Below are 13,480 nucleotides of genomic sequence, written 5' to 3'. Positions count from 1 at the left end.
AGCCTACGAGGTTGCCTTCTCCGCGTACATGCGGCTGATGACCGCCTCGATGTCCGGCTCACGCACCGACAGGTCCACCAGCGGATACGCGGCGGCGATCCGCGCCACGAGCGGCGCCGCCGACTCCGCCGCCGGGAACGCCAGCCACTGCCGCGGCCCCTCGACCTTCACCACGCGCGCCAACTCGACGTCGATGGGCGGGAGTTCACGCTCCAGGTCCACCACGAGCGTCCGCTCGCTCTCGCCGATCTCGTGCAGCCCGGTCAGCGGCCCGTCGTACATCAGGCGTCCGTGGTCGATGACCATCACGCGCCGGCACAGCTGCTCGATGTCGGTCAGGTCGTGGGTGGTGAGCAGGACGGTCGTGCCGCGCTCGGCGTTGAGGTGCCGCAGGAACTCCCGCACCTTCGCCTTGCTGATCACGTCGAGCCCGATCGTCGGCTCGTCCAGGTACAGCACCTCCGGATCGTGCAGCAGCGCCGCCGCGATGTCCCCGCGCATCCGCTGCCCGAGCGAGAGCTGGCGTACGGGAACGTCCAACAGCTCGCCCAGTTCGAGGAGTTCGACGCACCGGTCGAGGTTCTCGGCGTACCGCGCGTCCGGGATCCGGTACATGCGGTGCATCAGCCGGTACGAGTCGATCAGCGGGAGGTCCCACCACAGGGTCGTACGCTGCCCGAACACCACCCCGATGCGCTGCGCGAGCCGGGTGCGCTCGCGCGAGGGGTCGATGCCCGCCACCCGGAGCCGTCCGCCGCTCGGGGTGAGGATGCCGGTGAGCATCTTGATGGTGGTGGACTTGCCCGCGCCGTTCGGCCCGATGTAGCCGACCATCTCACCACGCGCCACGGTGAAGGAGATCGAGTCGACCGCCCGCACCTGCCGCCGCTCACTGCGCATGAAGCCGGTCTTCTTGCGTACGTCGAAGACCTTCTCCACGCGGTCGAGGTGAATGAAGTCGTCGTCGGCGTGATCGAAGTCGTCGGCCTGGCCGGCGTCCGTCTGCGTGTCCATGTGCGGCTAACTCCCCGTGCTCCGGTACGAACGAAGACCCGCGCGCCAGGCGACCCCCGAGAGCGCGCAGCAGGCGACCGCCACCAGCGGCGGCAGGAACGCGACCCACTCGGGCAGGTCGAGCGGGTACGGCAGGTCCAGCACGTACAGCGCGGGCACCCAGTTGACGAAGGCCAGTGGCAGCACGAACGTCACCCCGCGCACCAGGTCCTTCGCGAAGACCGTCGGCGGATACTGCAGCAGCGTGGTGCCGCCGTACGTGAAGGAGTTCTGCACCTGGGACGCGTCCTGCGCCACGAACTGGAAGGCCGCGCCCGCCACGAACACCGACGCGAAGATGGCGGCCCCGCTGACCACCATCACCGGCATCATCAGCACCTTCAGCGGCGTCCAGGAGACGTCGAGCACGAAGAGCGCGTACCCGAGGACCAGCAGCCCCTGCGTGATCCGCCCCAGGCGGCGCAGCGCGAACCGGTCCGCGGCGACCTGCGCGAGCACCGGCGCGGGCCGCACGAGCAGCGTGCCGTCGCGCACCCGCTGCCCCAGCCGGTCCACCGAGCCGAGCGCCAGGTCGGTGAGACCGAACGCGGCACTGGACAGCCCGTACAGGAACGCCACCTCGCCCAGCGAGTAGCCGCCGAGCTCGTCGACCCGCGAGAACATCAGCAGGATCGTGACGAAGTCGAGCGCGGTCCCCGCGAAGTTGCCGAAGACCGTCATCGCGAAGGACGCGCGGTACGCCATCGTCGAGCGGATCCACATCCAGGCGATCAGCCGGTAGGCCCGCAGCCCGTCCACCACCCGCGAGCGGCCGGCCGGCGGGAAGCCCCGGTGCACGTCTCGCCTCTCCTGAAGGTCAGCCACCCTGGACCACCACCCTGCGCGTCGCCGCCGACTGGACCAGCCGGCCCACCGCGAGCAGCCCCACGGCCCAGGCGGCCTGGAAGGCGTACGTACGCCACAGCGCGAAGCCCGTGCGCTCGCCGAGCAGCACATCCGCCGGGGCCTGCAGCAGCGACGACCAGGGCAGCGCCCGGGCCAGCTCGCCGAGGGCGCCCGGGAAGACGTTCAGCGGCAGCGTCATCCCGGAGAAGAAGAGCCCCGCGAGCACGGCCAGCTGCTGCACGCCCGCCCCGTCCATGAACCAGAACGCCAGCAGCGCCACGAGATAGCGGATCGCGAAACTCACCAGGAGACCGAGGGCGACGGCGACGAGGAACGCCAGCCAGGTCCCGGCATCGGCCGGAAGCGCGAGATGGAACACGAGCCCCCCGAACGCCATCGGCACCACACCGCGCCCCGCCAACTGGAACGCGGCCCGCCCCGCGTCGGCAGCCAGCCACCACATCTGGAGGTCCGCGGGCCGGTACAGGTCGATCGCGATGTCACCCGTACGGATTCTCTCGATCATCTCGTCCTCGAAGCCGCCGCCGATCACCGCGACCGCCGCGAGCAGCCCCTGCCCGAGCCACACGTACGTCACCGCCTGGGACTGGTCGTACCCGCCGAGGCCAGGCCTTTCGTCCCATAGCGCGATGTACGTGTAAGCCAGGATCAGCCCGAAGACGGTGTTGGTGAACACGCCCGCGGCGGTGGCCACCCGGTAGGTCGCGTACCGCCGGAACGCGCCTGCCGCGACGGCTGTGTACAACCGCCAAGTCCCCACGTCGGGCCCCCTTCGACCGGTCCGAGCCAAAGCGCAGGAGCCTAGCCCCGGGGGCGTACCGCGTGCCACGCATTTTCTCCCCGGGACGCGTGCCACGTCCCGGGAACGAATCGCCGGGTGCGACAGTCTTCAAGGAGGGGCGCACAAGGCGTACGAGGGCGTACGAGACGTATGACGCGAAACGGGAGTCCGGCACAACATGAACGACCAGCCGCAGCCGCAGCAGCCGAGCGAGGGCTGGGCACCGAGGGAACCGGGACCCGCCACCGCGGCGGCACCCGAGACACCCGGCAAGAAGCCCAAGCGACCGAAACGCACCGGATGGCGACGACTGATCCCGACCTGGCGGATGGTGCTCGGCACGGTCCTCACCGGGCTCCTGCTGCTCATCGGTGCGTTCGCACTCGGCTACTACCTGGTGAAGATCCCGGCCGCGAACTCGGCGGCGATGAAACAGAGCAACGTCTATCTGTACTCGGACGGCAGCCAGCTCGCCCGTGACGGCGAGGTCAACCGGGAGAACGTGACGCTGGCGCTGATCTCCAAGGACGCCCAGCACGCCGTGCTGGCCGCCGAGGACCGCGACTTCTACAGCGAGTCGGCGGTCGACCCCAAGGCGATGATCCGCGCCGGCTGGAACACCGCGACGGGCAAGGGCAAGCAGTCCGGCTCGACGATCACCCAGCAGTACGTGAAGAACTACTACCTGGCCCAGGAGCAGACGGTCACCCGGAAGGCGAAGGAGTTCTTCATCGCGATCAAGCTGGACCGCGAGAAGAGCAAGGACGACATCCTGGAGGGCTACCTCAACACCAGCTACTTCGGCCGCAACGCCTACGGCATCCAGGCCGCCGCCCAGGCCTACTACGGCGTCGACGCCATCGACCTGACGGTCGGCCAGGGCGCCTACCTGGCATCGCTGCTGAACGCGCCGAGCGAGTTCGACGTCGTCGCCCACCCCGAGAACAAGCCCGCGGCGCTGGCCCGCTGGAACTACGTCCTCGACGGCATGGTCAAGAAGAAGTGGATCACCGCGTCGGAGCGCTCGGGCATCAAGTTCCCCGAGCCCAAGCAGACGGTGATCGCGGCCGGCATGTCCGGACAGCGCGGCTACATCGTGAAGGCCGTGAACGACTACCTGACCGACAACAAGATCCTCGACGAGAACGAGCTGAACGCCGGCGGCTACCGCATCACGACCACCCTGCAGAAGCCCAAGCAGGACGCCTTCGTGAAGGCCGTGGACGACCAGGTGATGGAGAAGCTCGACAAGAAGGACCGCAAGGTCGACAACTACGTCCGCGCGGGCGGCGCCTCCATCGACCCGAAGACCGGCAGGGTCCTCGCGATGTACGGCGGCATCGACTACACGAAGCAGTACTACAACAACGCGACCCGCCGGGACTACCAGGTCGGCTCCACCTTCAAGCCGTTCGTGTTCACCGCGGCCGTGCAGAACGACTCGACCACGCAGGACGGCCGCACGATCACCCCGAACACCGTCTACGACGGCACCAACAAGCGCCCCGTACAGGGCTGGGAGGGCGGCACGTACGCCCCGGAGAACGAGGACCAGGTCTCGTACGGGCAGATCTCGGTCCGCACCGCCACGGACAAGTCCGTGAACTCCGTGTACGCGCAGATGGCCGTGGACGTCGATCCGGAGAAGGTCGAGAAGACGGCCGTCGGCCTCGGCATCCCGTCCGACACCCCCGACCTGACGGCGTCCCCGTCGATCGCGCTCGGCCCGGCCACGGCCAGCGTCCTCGACATGGCGGAGGCGTACGCGACCCTCGCCAACCACGGCAAGCGCGGCACGTACACGATGATCGACAAGATCACCAAGGACGGCGCGGACGTGGTGGACCTGCCCGGGCGCAAGACCTGGCAGGCGGTGAGCCGCGAGGCCGCCGACACCACGACCTCGGTCCTGCAGAGCGTCGTCGACGGCGGCACCGGCACGGCCGCGCAGGCCGCCGGGCGGCCCGCTGCGGGCAAGACCGGCACGGCGGAGGAGGACCAGGCGGCCTGGTTCGCGGGCTACACCCCGAACCTCGCCACGGTCGTCGCCATCATGGGCCAGGACCCCGACACGGGCGCGCACAAGTCCCTGTACGGGGCGCTCGGGCAGCCCCGCATCAACGGCGGTGGCTACCCGGCGCAGATCTGGGCCCAGTACACGAAGGCCGCCTTGAAGGGCACCTCCGCCCAGGAGTTCGACCTACGGCTCCAGGACGGCGCGGAGGAGCAGCAACTCCCGCCGGCCAACCCCGACGAGGACCAGCCGGGCACGGACGCCGGACAGGACAACGGCGGCACGACCACCGGCGGCGAGGAGACCCCCGCGACCGAGGGCCAGACCAACGGCGGGACCACCACGGACGGCGGCACCACCGGCGACGGCGGGACGACGACCGACGGCGGCACCACCGACGGAGGCACGACCACCGGAGGCGCGACGACGGGCGGCGGCACCGGCTTCCCCACGGGTGGTACCGACGGCGCGGGCGGCACCACCGGCGACGGAGGCACCACGACCGACGGCGGAACGACGGACGGCAGCACCACGGACGGAACAGGGGGCGACGACGGGGCCACGGGGACGAACTTCGGCGGCTTCCCGTAGTTCGGGGGCCGCCGCAGTTCGGAGGCCCCGCGCGCCGTCCCTCGGTGTCCGGGGGTCAGTGACCGGAGGTCGCCTTCAGCCCCACCACGGCGATCAGCAGCAGACAGACGAAGAAGATCCGGGCGGCGGTGGTGGGTTCACCCAGCACCGCCATGCCGAACACCGCCGCCCCGGCCGCGCCGATGCCGACCCAGACGCCGTAGGCGGTACCGATGGGCAGCGTCTTCGCCGCGTACGACAGCAGGAACATGCTGGCGACGATGCCCGCACCGGTGAGAACGCTCGGCACGAGCCGCGTGAAACCGTCGGTGTACTTCATACCGATCGACCAGCCGACTTCGAGCAGACCGGCGACGACAAGCAGGACCCAGGCCATGAGGCACCTCCGTGAACGGATCAACAGGCGTTGATCAACAGGGGTGCGTCGTCTTTGCGAGTCCCGGTACGGCGCGTCTCGTCGGGGTCCTTCCAAGGTAGCAAAAGGCAAGCAGAAGGGGGCTGGTGGCGATGGTCACCAGCCCCTTCTGCCTCTTTCGACCTCTGTTTCAGAGGTACAGGTGTTTCAGAGGTACAGACCGGTCGAGTCCTCGGAGCCCTCGAACCGGTCGGCCGCCACGGCGTGCAGGTCCCGCTCGCGCATCAGGACGTACGCGGTGCCGCGCACCTCGACCTCGGCGAGGTCCTCCGGGTCGTACAGGACGCGGTCGCCCGGCTCCACGGTCCGTACGTTCTGCCCGACCGCGACGACCTCGGCCCAGGCGAGCCGCCGGCCCACGGCCGCCGTCGCGGGGATCAGGATGCCGCCACCCGAACGGCGCTCGCCCTCGGCGGTGTCCTGCCGCACGAGCACACGGTCGTGGAGCATCCGGATGGGCAACTTGTCGTGATGGTTCTTCTCGCTCACGTCTCGAACCTACCTGCCTTCACACGGTTCGTACGTACGTGGGGTGCGGTCGGCCGGCCGGCGGAGCGCCCGGGGTACCGGCGCGGGTGCAGTCGGGGCTGACGACGGGTCAGCCCCTGCGGCGCCTGGTGCTCAGGGTGAGCAGTCCGACGACTCCGACCACGACGAGGGCGACGGGCACGATACGGTCCAGCCGCGGCGCCCCCTCCTCGGTGACGAACTGCCCCTTCACATCGCCGACGACGCGGTTGACGCCCACGTAGGCACGTCCGAGCGTGTGGTCGACGCTGGACGCCACCTTGGCCTTGGCGTCCCCGACGATGGTCTTCGGATGCACCCGCACACCGATCTCGTCGAGCGTCTCGGCGAGAGTTTCGCGACGGCGCTTGATGTCCGCCTCGATCTGCGCCGGAGTCCTGGTGTCCGGCGTGCTCGACGTGTCCGACACGCGCTGCCTCCGTGGTCGTGGTCGTTCTTCCCGTGGCCTGTTCTCTTCGGCCTTTTCTCTGGTCGACAGTCTGTCAGCTCCGCACGCCGCGCACCGCCCGGCACCCCCATTACGCTCGGGTGCGTATCCACCACCCCGCAAGGAGACCCCACGAGATGAGCGAGCGACTCCAGCCCGGCGACACCGCCCCCGCCTTCACCCTGCCCGACGCCGACGGCAACGAGGTCTCCCTGGCCGACCTCAAGGGCCGCAAGGTCATCGTCTACTTCTACCCGGCCGCCCTGACCCCCGGCTGCACCAAGCAGGCCTGCGACTTCACGGACAACCTCGAGCTCCTCGCCGGCGCGGGCTACGACGTCATCGGTGTCTCCCCCGACAAGCCCGAGAAGCTCGCCAAGTTCCGCGACAAGGAGAACCTGAAGATCACCCTCCTCGCCGACCCCGACAAGACGGTCACCGAGTCCTACGCCGCCTACGGCGAGAAGAAGAACTACGGCAAGACCTACATGGGCGTCATCCGCTCCACGATCGTGGTGGACGAGGAGGGCAAGGTCGAACGGGCGCTGTACAACGTGCGGGCTACGGGCCACGTGGCGAAGATCATCAAGGACTTGGGGATCTGAGGGCCTGGGGATCCTAGGGCTTGAGGTCCGGCTCCCCGCATTACCAGCATCGGAACGTCCCGCGCCCCGCGATAAGCGGCGCGGGACGTTCCACATTCCGGACGTGACCATCCGATAAACGGTTCGTTACTCCGTACGAGGTCGCGAACAAGCGGCCGGAACGGAGGGGAACCATGCCGGTCAGCCCGTACACCAGGGAGCGGCTGGAGGAGGCGGCGAGCTCGTCGCGGACGTTGTCGGAGGCGTTGGGGAAGTTGGGGGTGGATCCGAAGAGTTCGACGCGGCGGTACGTGCAGGCGCGCATGAAGAAGTTGGGGGTGAACACCTCGCACTTCGAGCGTGAGGGAGCACGGTGGACCAGAGAGATCCTTGCAACAGCAGTCTCCGCGTCGACGAACATGTGTGAAGTCCTGCGCAGTCTCGGGCTTGAGGTCGTCGGCGGACACCACACGCACATCAGCCGTAGGGTCAAAGCGTTGGGCATCGACACCTCACACTTCACCCCGGAGGCCCGCGGGGGCAGGCGGCAACGTACACCTGAGGAACTGCTCGTCGAGCAAGACCCGACACACTCCCGCCGCGAGCAGAGCGCTCGGCTGAAACGAGCGATGCTGGGCAACGGCATCAAGGACTGCTGCACCATGTGCGGCATCGAGGCAGTCTGGCTCGGAGAACCGCTGCCTCTCGAAGTCGACCACATCGACGGCAATTGGCGTAACAATCGAATCGAGAACCTACAGCTGCTGTGCCCCAACTGCCACTCCACGACGGATACTTATCGAGGGCGAGCCAAAGGACGTTACCGGAGCTCCCCCTCATGAGCGGTGGCACGCGATACACGCGCGAGCAGCTGGCTCAGGCTGCCGAACAGTGCTCAAGCATCGACGACGTCATTGCCTACTTCGGCACCCGGCCCTACATCAATCTCCGACGTCATCTGTACAAACGCTTCGAGCACTTCAGCATCGACATCACGCACTTCTCCCGCAAGGGCCGACATGGGCCCAAGGGCCTGCCAACCGAGAGCGAGTTGCGGCGTGCCGTTGCCGAGTCGACTTCTATAGCCGGAACCCTTCAGTTGCTGCAACGCCCGGACAACACGCGCCTGCGCGCGCTGTTCCCGGAGCTGACCGAGAAATACGGAATCGACACCTCGCATTTCCTGGGCCAGGGGCATCGCCGCGGGAAGCCCGGACCGACTCCTTTGAAGCGAGCGGAAGATCTGCTGATCAAGCACAACGGTGAGCGGCGGACAAAGACAGGGCAACTGCGTCGGGCGCTTCACGAGATTGGCGTACCTGAGCAATGCGCCCGATGCGGCACCGCACCGGAGTGGCTCGGCAAGCCGATGACGCTGGAGGTGGACCACATCAACGGAGATTGGAGCGACAACCGCCCCGACAACCTCCAGTTGCTGTGCCCCAACTGTCACGCGATCACCAGCACCTGGTGCCGAGGGGGCCGGAGGCGATCCGTGTAGCACCTCGGCCGCCAGCGGTCCGCGGTGGCCAGTAAAGTAGGCAGCGCCGCGGGGGCCCGTATCCCAGCTGGCTAGAGGATGCCGGTTTAGGTCCGGTATGTCGTGGGTTCGAGTCCCACCGGGCCCACCAGCCTGAAGGCCCAGCTCGCACCCCGCGAGCAGGGCCTTCGCCGCGCGAGCGCGAAGCAGGAAGCCTCACTCGGCCGGCAGCGCGAACCACCGCAGCAGTACCGGCTTGGCGTCAGGCGGGGCGCCCTCCGGACCTCGGGCGAAGCGGGTCAGGAGGTCGAGGTAGGCGTCTTGGAAGGCGGTCACCTCTTCCTGGGTGAGGTGGCTGAGGCTGCGGGAGCCGCGCATCCAGCCGGGGGTCCCGCGTGGTTGTTCCATAGGCACCGACGCGGCCCCCGGTCCATCTGGTGCTCAAGGAGACGGATCCGTCGAGGGCCGTCTCGCCGGATCCGCTGGTCGTCACCTTCGGGGTGGCCGACAACCGCTTTACGGCGCCGGGCACTTCGGGCTGCAGCCGGCTGGGACCCGTGCTCGACAAGGTGCTGCGGTTGCCGTCACCGGCGGGCGTGAACGGCATCGACCTGGACGCGCGGGTGTCGCTGCGCCCGTACGCGGGGTGGGGTAGCCGAGGTCCCGAGCCGTCACCCCAGCAACTCCCGCACGACCGGTACGAGTCCGCGGAACGCCTTGCCCCGGTGGCTGATCGCGTTCTTCTCGTCGGGGGTGAGTTCCGCGCAGGTGCGGGTGTCGCCCTCGGGCTGGAGGATCGGGTCGTAGCCGAAGCCGTGGGAGCCGGTGGGCTCGTGGCGCAGGGTGCCGAGGAGGCGGCCCTCGACCACGCGTTCCGTTCCGTCGGGGAGGGCGAGTGCGGCGGCGCAGGCGAAGTGGGCGGCGCGGTGTTCGTCGGGGATGTCGCCGAGTTGGGCGAGGAGGAGCCTGAGGTTGGCCAGGTCGTCGCCGTGGGTGCCGGACCAGCGGGCGGAGAAGATTCCGGGGGCGCCGCCGAGGACGTCGACGCAGAGGCCCGAGTCGTCGGCGACGGCCGGCAGGCCGGTGGCCTGGGCGAGGGCGTGTGCCTTGAGGAGGGCGTTCTCGGCGAAGGTGACGCCGGTTTCCTTGACGTCGGGGATCTCCGGGTAGGCGTCCGCGCCGACGAGGTCGTGGTGGAGACCTGCGGCGGCGAGGATCGCCCTCAGCTCGGTGATCTTTCCGGGGTTGCGGGTGGCGAGGATCAGGCGGGTCATGGTGCTCACCCTAGCCAGGCGGGCGGTGCCGCTCGTGCGATGCCGGTGATCGCCGGCCGGTGCCCGTGATCTGATCGTCTGCCACCCGCGGTGGGGCCGGTCGCCCACCCGCGGCGGAACGGCCGTTCACCCGCGGCGGGACGGCCGTTGCCGCTACGGCGTGCAGACCTTGGTGAGTTCGCCGGCCGCGTCCGTGACGGGGCTGATGTCCGGGGTCTCGTCGCCGTTCTTGATGGAGTCGCGGACGTTGGTGACCGCCTTCTGGAGGTCGTCCACGGCCTTGTTGATGTCGGTGTCGTCGGTCTTGTCACCGATGGTGTCGAGGTTCTTGTCGATGGAGTCGAGTGCCTCGTCGGCCTGTGTCGGGTCGTTCGCGGCGTTCTCCACGGCCTGCTGGAGGTCGGTGACGCTGTCGGCGATGGTGTCGGCGGTCTGGACGCAGTCCAGGGCCTTGTTGACGGCGTCGCAGCCGGTGGTCAGCCCGGCCGTCAGCGCGACGGCTGCCACGGCGGCGGCGATGGCAGTGGTACGGCGTGCTCGGCGGCGACTCGCGGCCATGGAAACGGTCCTCCCGTTGGATCAGGCCCGAGGGCCCCGTTGCGTAGGCCACAAGGCCCCCGTGTGGTGCTGGCCGGGCGTACCGCGGTGTGCCGTACGCCCGTACTCGTAGGGACGCGACGGCCGGTGCCGTGGTTGCCCGTGGCAGGAGGCCGTCTTGGTGTGTCCTTTACCTTTCCAGGACCGTATCAAGCGCCGTGCGCTGGGCGACAGCGAGTTCCGTGCAGCCCAGAACGGCCAGGTCGAGAAGGGAGTTGAGCTCCTCGCGGGCGAACGGTTCGGCCTCGGCGGTGCCCTGGACCTCGACGAAGCGGCCGTCGCCGGTGCAGACGACGTTCATGTCGGTGTCGGCGCGGACGTCCTCCTCGTAGCAGAGGTCGAGGAGGGGCACGCCGCCGACGATGCCGACGGAGACGGCGCTGACGGTTCCGGTGAGGGGCTGGCGGCCGGCGCGGATGATCTTCTTGCCCTGGGCCCAGGTGATGGCGTCCGCGAGGGCGACGTACGCGCCGGTGATGGCGGCGGTGCGGGTGCCGCCGTCGGCCTGGAGGACGTCGCAGTCGAGGACGATGGTGTTCTCGCCGAGTGCCTTGTAGTCGATGACGGCGCGCAGGGACCGTCCGATGAGGCGGCTGATCTCGTGCGTGCGGCCGCCGATCTTGCCGCGGACGGATTCGCGGTCGCCGCGGGTGTTGGTGGCCCGCGGGAGCATGGAGTATTCGGCGGTGACCCAGCCCTCGCCGCTGCCCTTGCGCCAGCGCGGGACGCCCTCGGTCACGGAGGCGGTGCAGAAGACCTTCGTGTCGCCGAAGGAGACGAGGACGGAGCCCTCGGCGTGCTTGCTCCAGCCGCGTTCGATGGTGATCGGGCGGAGCTGTTCGGGCGTGCGGCCGTCGATTCGAGACATGGCGTCGAGCCTAGTCGTATACGGGTGAGGGGCCGCCCCGGGTAACGGAAGCGGCCCCTCAGGAGTGAGTCCTCAGGTCCCCGGGCCAGGGGCCCGGAGTCCGGGGGTTCACATCATGTCTTCGATGTCCGCGGCGATCGGGTCCGCGTCGGTGCCGATGACGACCTGGATGGCGTTGCCCATCTTGACGACGCCGTGGGCGCCCGCGGCCTTCAGGGCGGCCTCGTCGACCTTGCTCGGGTCGATGACCTCGGTGCGCAGCCGGGTGATGCAGCCCTCGACCTCTTCGATGTTCTCGATGCCGCCGAGCCCGGCGACGATCTTCTCAGCCTTGCTGGCCATGTCCTACTCCCTGATCCGAACCGCTTTGTCGCAGTAACCCACAGTTGGCCCATCTTCGCGAGCGGTCACGTCACCCGTCCCGAATGATGGCGAACACGACAGCGCAACCGTTCGCCGACTGGTCTACACCAGTTTTCAACGGCCGCCAAACCCGGCCCCGTTCCAGGAGGTCCGGGAGGGCGGCGGGAGGCCGGTGGAGGGGCGCGGGAGGATGCAGGAGGACCGCCGATGAGTGCCGACAGCGCCGCCGCGCCCGCGCGCGCCCGCTGGAGCAACCTGTTCCAGGGCCTGCAGAAGATGGGCCGCAGCCTCCAACTGCCCATCGCCGTACTGCCGGCCGCCGGCATTCTCAACCGCCTGGGCCAGCCGGATGTGTTCGGTGCCGACGGTCTCGGCTGGACGGATGTCTCCAAGGTGATGGCGGGCGCGGGCGGCGCCCTGCTGGACGGCTCGCTCGGTCTGCCGCTGCTGTTCTGCGTCGGTGTGGCGATCGGTATGGCGAAGAAGGCCGACGGTTCGACGGCGCTCGCGGCGGTGGCCGGGTTCCTCGTCTACTACAACGTGCTGCGGCAGTTCCCCGAGGACTGTGCGGAGCAGGCGAAGGTGGTGGCGGCCGGCTGTCAGGCGGACGACGGCTCGGTGGTGGTGTTCACGTACCAGAACCCGGGTGTCTTCGGAGGCATCATCATGGGGCTGATGGCGGCCTACTTCTGGCAGCGCTACCACCGCACCAAGCTGGTGGACTGGCTCGGCTTCTTCAACGGCCGCCGTCTCGTGCCGATCATCATGGCGTTCGTGGCGATCGCGTTCGCGGCGCTGTGTCTGTGGGTGTGGCCGCCGGTCGGCCGGGGTCTTGAGGACTTCAGCGACTGGCTGGTGAGCCTGGGTTCGTGGGGTGCTGGGCTCTTCGGTCTCGCCAACCGCGCGCTGCTGGTGATCGGGCTGCACCAGTTCCTGAACGTGCCCATGTGGTTCCAGTTCGGCAGTTACACCAAGCCGGACGGCACGGTCGTGCACGGCGACATCAACATGTTCCTGGCGGGCGACCCGGACGCCGGGCAGTTCACGTCGGGCTTCTTCCCCATCATGATGTTCGCGCTGCCGGCGGCGTGCCTGGCGATGACCCACTGCGCAAAACCCCAGCGCCGCAAGGAAATTGGCGGCCTGATGATGTCGATCGCCCTGACGTCGTTCGTCACGGGCATCACGGAACCGATCGAGTACTCCTTCGTGTTCATCGCGCCCGCGCTGTACGCGGTGCACGCGATCCTCACGGGCGTCTCGATGGCGGTGACGTGGGGTCTGGGTGTGCACGACGGGTTCAGTTTCTCAGCGGGCCTGATCGACTACGTCATCAACTGGAATCTGGCCACGAAACCCTGGGCGATCATTCCGATCGGCCTGTGTTTCGCCGCCGTCTACTACGTGGTCTTCCGGTTCGCGATCACGAAGTTCAACCTGCCGACGCCCGGCCGGGAGCCGGAGGACGAGGTCGAGGACGTGACGAAGGCGTAGGCGCTCCGCTTTCCTGGGCCCCGAGAGGCCGGTTCGTAGCCTGCGGACCGTCGTGGCCGTTCGCGCAGTTCCCCGCGCCCCTTAGGGGGCGCTTTTTCATGTTTCTGGACGCTTGATCCTGCATGTCCCGGCCGCAAAAACTGC

At 68.7% G+C, this 13,480-nt stretch carries 16 protein-coding genes, 1 tRNA gene and 1 riboswitch; of the genes, 6 read left to right on the top strand and 11 right to left on the bottom strand.

Annotation, left to right across the window (positions count from 1 at the left end; all coding sequences use genetic code 11):
• Positions 1-3: 3 nt before the first annotated feature.
• The 3 genes from QF035_RS32465 to QF035_RS32455 are packed head-to-tail and all read right to left on the bottom strand — an operon-like array spanning position 4 to position 2,680.
• Positions 4-1,014 (bottom strand): ABC transporter ATP-binding protein, encoded by a 1,011-nt coding sequence (locus QF035_RS32465; RefSeq protein WP_307523965.1) that lies wholly within the window; start codon positions 1,012-1,014, stop codon positions 4-6.
• Positions 1,015-1,020: 6 nt separating this feature from the next.
• Positions 1,021-1,878, bottom strand: coding sequence for an ABC transporter permease (locus QF035_RS32460; protein WP_307523964.1), 858 nt, complete (start codon positions 1,876-1,878; stop codon positions 1,021-1,023).
• Entirely contained in the window at positions 1,871-2,680 is an 810-nt protein-coding gene (locus QF035_RS32455; RefSeq protein ID WP_307523963.1) for an ABC transporter permease, read from the bottom strand. Before QF035_RS32455 ends, QF035_RS32460 begins: the two co-directional genes overlap by 8 nt.
• Positions 2,681-2,879: 199 nt before the next feature.
• Here QF035_RS32455 and QF035_RS32450 point away from each other — a divergent pair, with 199 nt between their 5' ends.
• Entirely contained in the window at positions 2,880-5,306 is a 2,427-nt protein-coding gene (locus QF035_RS32450) for a transglycosylase domain-containing protein (RefSeq protein WP_307523962.1), read from the top strand.
• Between the two features lie 55 nt (positions 5,307-5,361).
• Here the strand turns inward: QF035_RS32450 and sugE are convergent, their stop codons facing one another.
• From sugE to QF035_RS32435, 3 genes are all read right to left on the bottom strand, one after another.
• Positions 5,362-5,682, bottom strand: coding sequence for a quaternary ammonium compound efflux SMR transporter SugE (sugE, locus tag QF035_RS32445; RefSeq protein ID WP_307523961.1), 321 nt, complete (start codon positions 5,680-5,682; stop codon positions 5,362-5,364).
• A 42-nt stretch (positions 5,683-5,724) separates the two neighbouring features.
• Positions 5,725-5,795, bottom strand: a riboswitch (guanidine-III (ykkC-III) riboswitch).
• A 73-nt stretch (positions 5,796-5,868) separates the two neighbouring features.
• On the bottom strand, positions 5,869-6,171 hold the full coding sequence (locus QF035_RS32440) for a GroES family chaperonin (RefSeq protein WP_055611843.1): 303 nt from the start codon (positions 6,169-6,171) through the stop codon (positions 5,869-5,871).
• Between the two features lie 148 nt (positions 6,172-6,319).
• Complete coding sequence (locus QF035_RS32435) at positions 6,320-6,658, bottom strand: DUF3618 domain-containing protein (protein WP_055611832.1); 339 nt, start codon at positions 6,656-6,658, stop codon at positions 6,320-6,322.
• Positions 6,659-6,813: 155 nt separating this feature from the next.
• Between QF035_RS32435 and bcp the strand changes: the two genes are divergently transcribed.
• From bcp to QF035_RS32415, 4 genes are all read left to right on the top strand, one after another.
• Positions 6,814-7,281 (top strand): thioredoxin-dependent thiol peroxidase, encoded by a 468-nt coding sequence (gene bcp / locus QF035_RS32430; protein ID WP_307523960.1) that lies wholly within the window; start codon positions 6,814-6,816, stop codon positions 7,279-7,281.
• A gap of 173 nt (positions 7,282-7,454) precedes the next feature.
• Positions 7,455-8,102 (top strand): HNH endonuclease signature motif containing protein, encoded by a 648-nt coding sequence (locus QF035_RS32425; RefSeq protein WP_307523959.1) that lies wholly within the window; start codon positions 7,455-7,457, stop codon positions 8,100-8,102.
• Positions 8,099-8,761, top strand: a complete 663-nt coding sequence (locus QF035_RS32420) for an HNH endonuclease signature motif containing protein (protein WP_307523958.1) — start codon at positions 8,099-8,101, stop codon at positions 8,759-8,761. Before QF035_RS32425 ends, QF035_RS32420 begins: the two co-directional genes overlap by 4 nt.
• Positions 8,762-8,813: 52 nt before the next feature.
• Positions 8,814-8,891, top strand: a tRNA-Leu gene (locus tag QF035_RS32415).
• Between the two features lie 65 nt (positions 8,892-8,956).
• Here the strand turns inward: QF035_RS32415 and QF035_RS32410 are convergent.
• The 5 genes from QF035_RS32410 to QF035_RS32390 all read right to left on the bottom strand — a co-directional run bounded on the left by QF035_RS32410 (position 8,957) and on the right by QF035_RS32390 (position 11,821).
• Positions 8,957-9,148 (bottom strand): hypothetical protein, encoded by a 192-nt coding sequence (locus QF035_RS32410; RefSeq protein ID WP_307523957.1) that lies wholly within the window; start codon positions 9,146-9,148, stop codon positions 8,957-8,959.
• A gap of 263 nt (positions 9,149-9,411) precedes the next feature.
• Positions 9,412-10,014: an RdgB/HAM1 family non-canonical purine NTP pyrophosphatase gene (gene rdgB / locus QF035_RS32405; RefSeq protein WP_307523956.1), complete on the bottom strand. Its 603-nt coding sequence runs from the start codon at positions 10,012-10,014 to the stop codon at positions 9,412-9,414.
• Between the two features lie 153 nt (positions 10,015-10,167).
• On the bottom strand, positions 10,168-10,572 hold the full coding sequence (locus QF035_RS32400) for a hypothetical protein (protein ID WP_143632615.1): 405 nt from the start codon (positions 10,570-10,572) through the stop codon (positions 10,168-10,170).
• Between the two features lie 169 nt (positions 10,573-10,741).
• Complete coding sequence (gene rph, locus QF035_RS32395) at positions 10,742-11,479, bottom strand: ribonuclease PH (RefSeq protein ID WP_269650267.1); 738 nt, start codon at positions 11,477-11,479, stop codon at positions 10,742-10,744.
• 108 nt (positions 11,480-11,587) lie between these two features.
• The gene (locus tag QF035_RS32390) at positions 11,588-11,821 is read right to left on the bottom strand and encodes a glucose PTS transporter subunit EIIB (protein WP_055611837.1); all 234 of its coding nucleotides are present in this window, start codon (positions 11,819-11,821) and stop codon (positions 11,588-11,590) included.
• 228 nt (positions 11,822-12,049) lie between these two features.
• On the opposite strand from QF035_RS32390, the gene QF035_RS32385 reads away from it, so the two are divergent.
• Positions 12,050-13,336, top strand: a complete 1,287-nt coding sequence (locus QF035_RS32385; protein WP_266763025.1) for a PTS transporter subunit EIIC — start codon at positions 12,050-12,052, stop codon at positions 13,334-13,336.
• The last annotated feature ends 144 nt before the right edge of the window (positions 13,337-13,480 follow it).

It is taken from the genome of Streptomyces umbrinus (genome assembly GCF_030817415.1).
Taxonomy (GTDB): Bacteria; Actinomycetota; Actinomycetes; order Streptomycetales; family Streptomycetaceae; genus Streptomyces; species Streptomyces umbrinus_A.
This window is presented reverse-complemented; position numbering and strand designations above follow the sequence as displayed.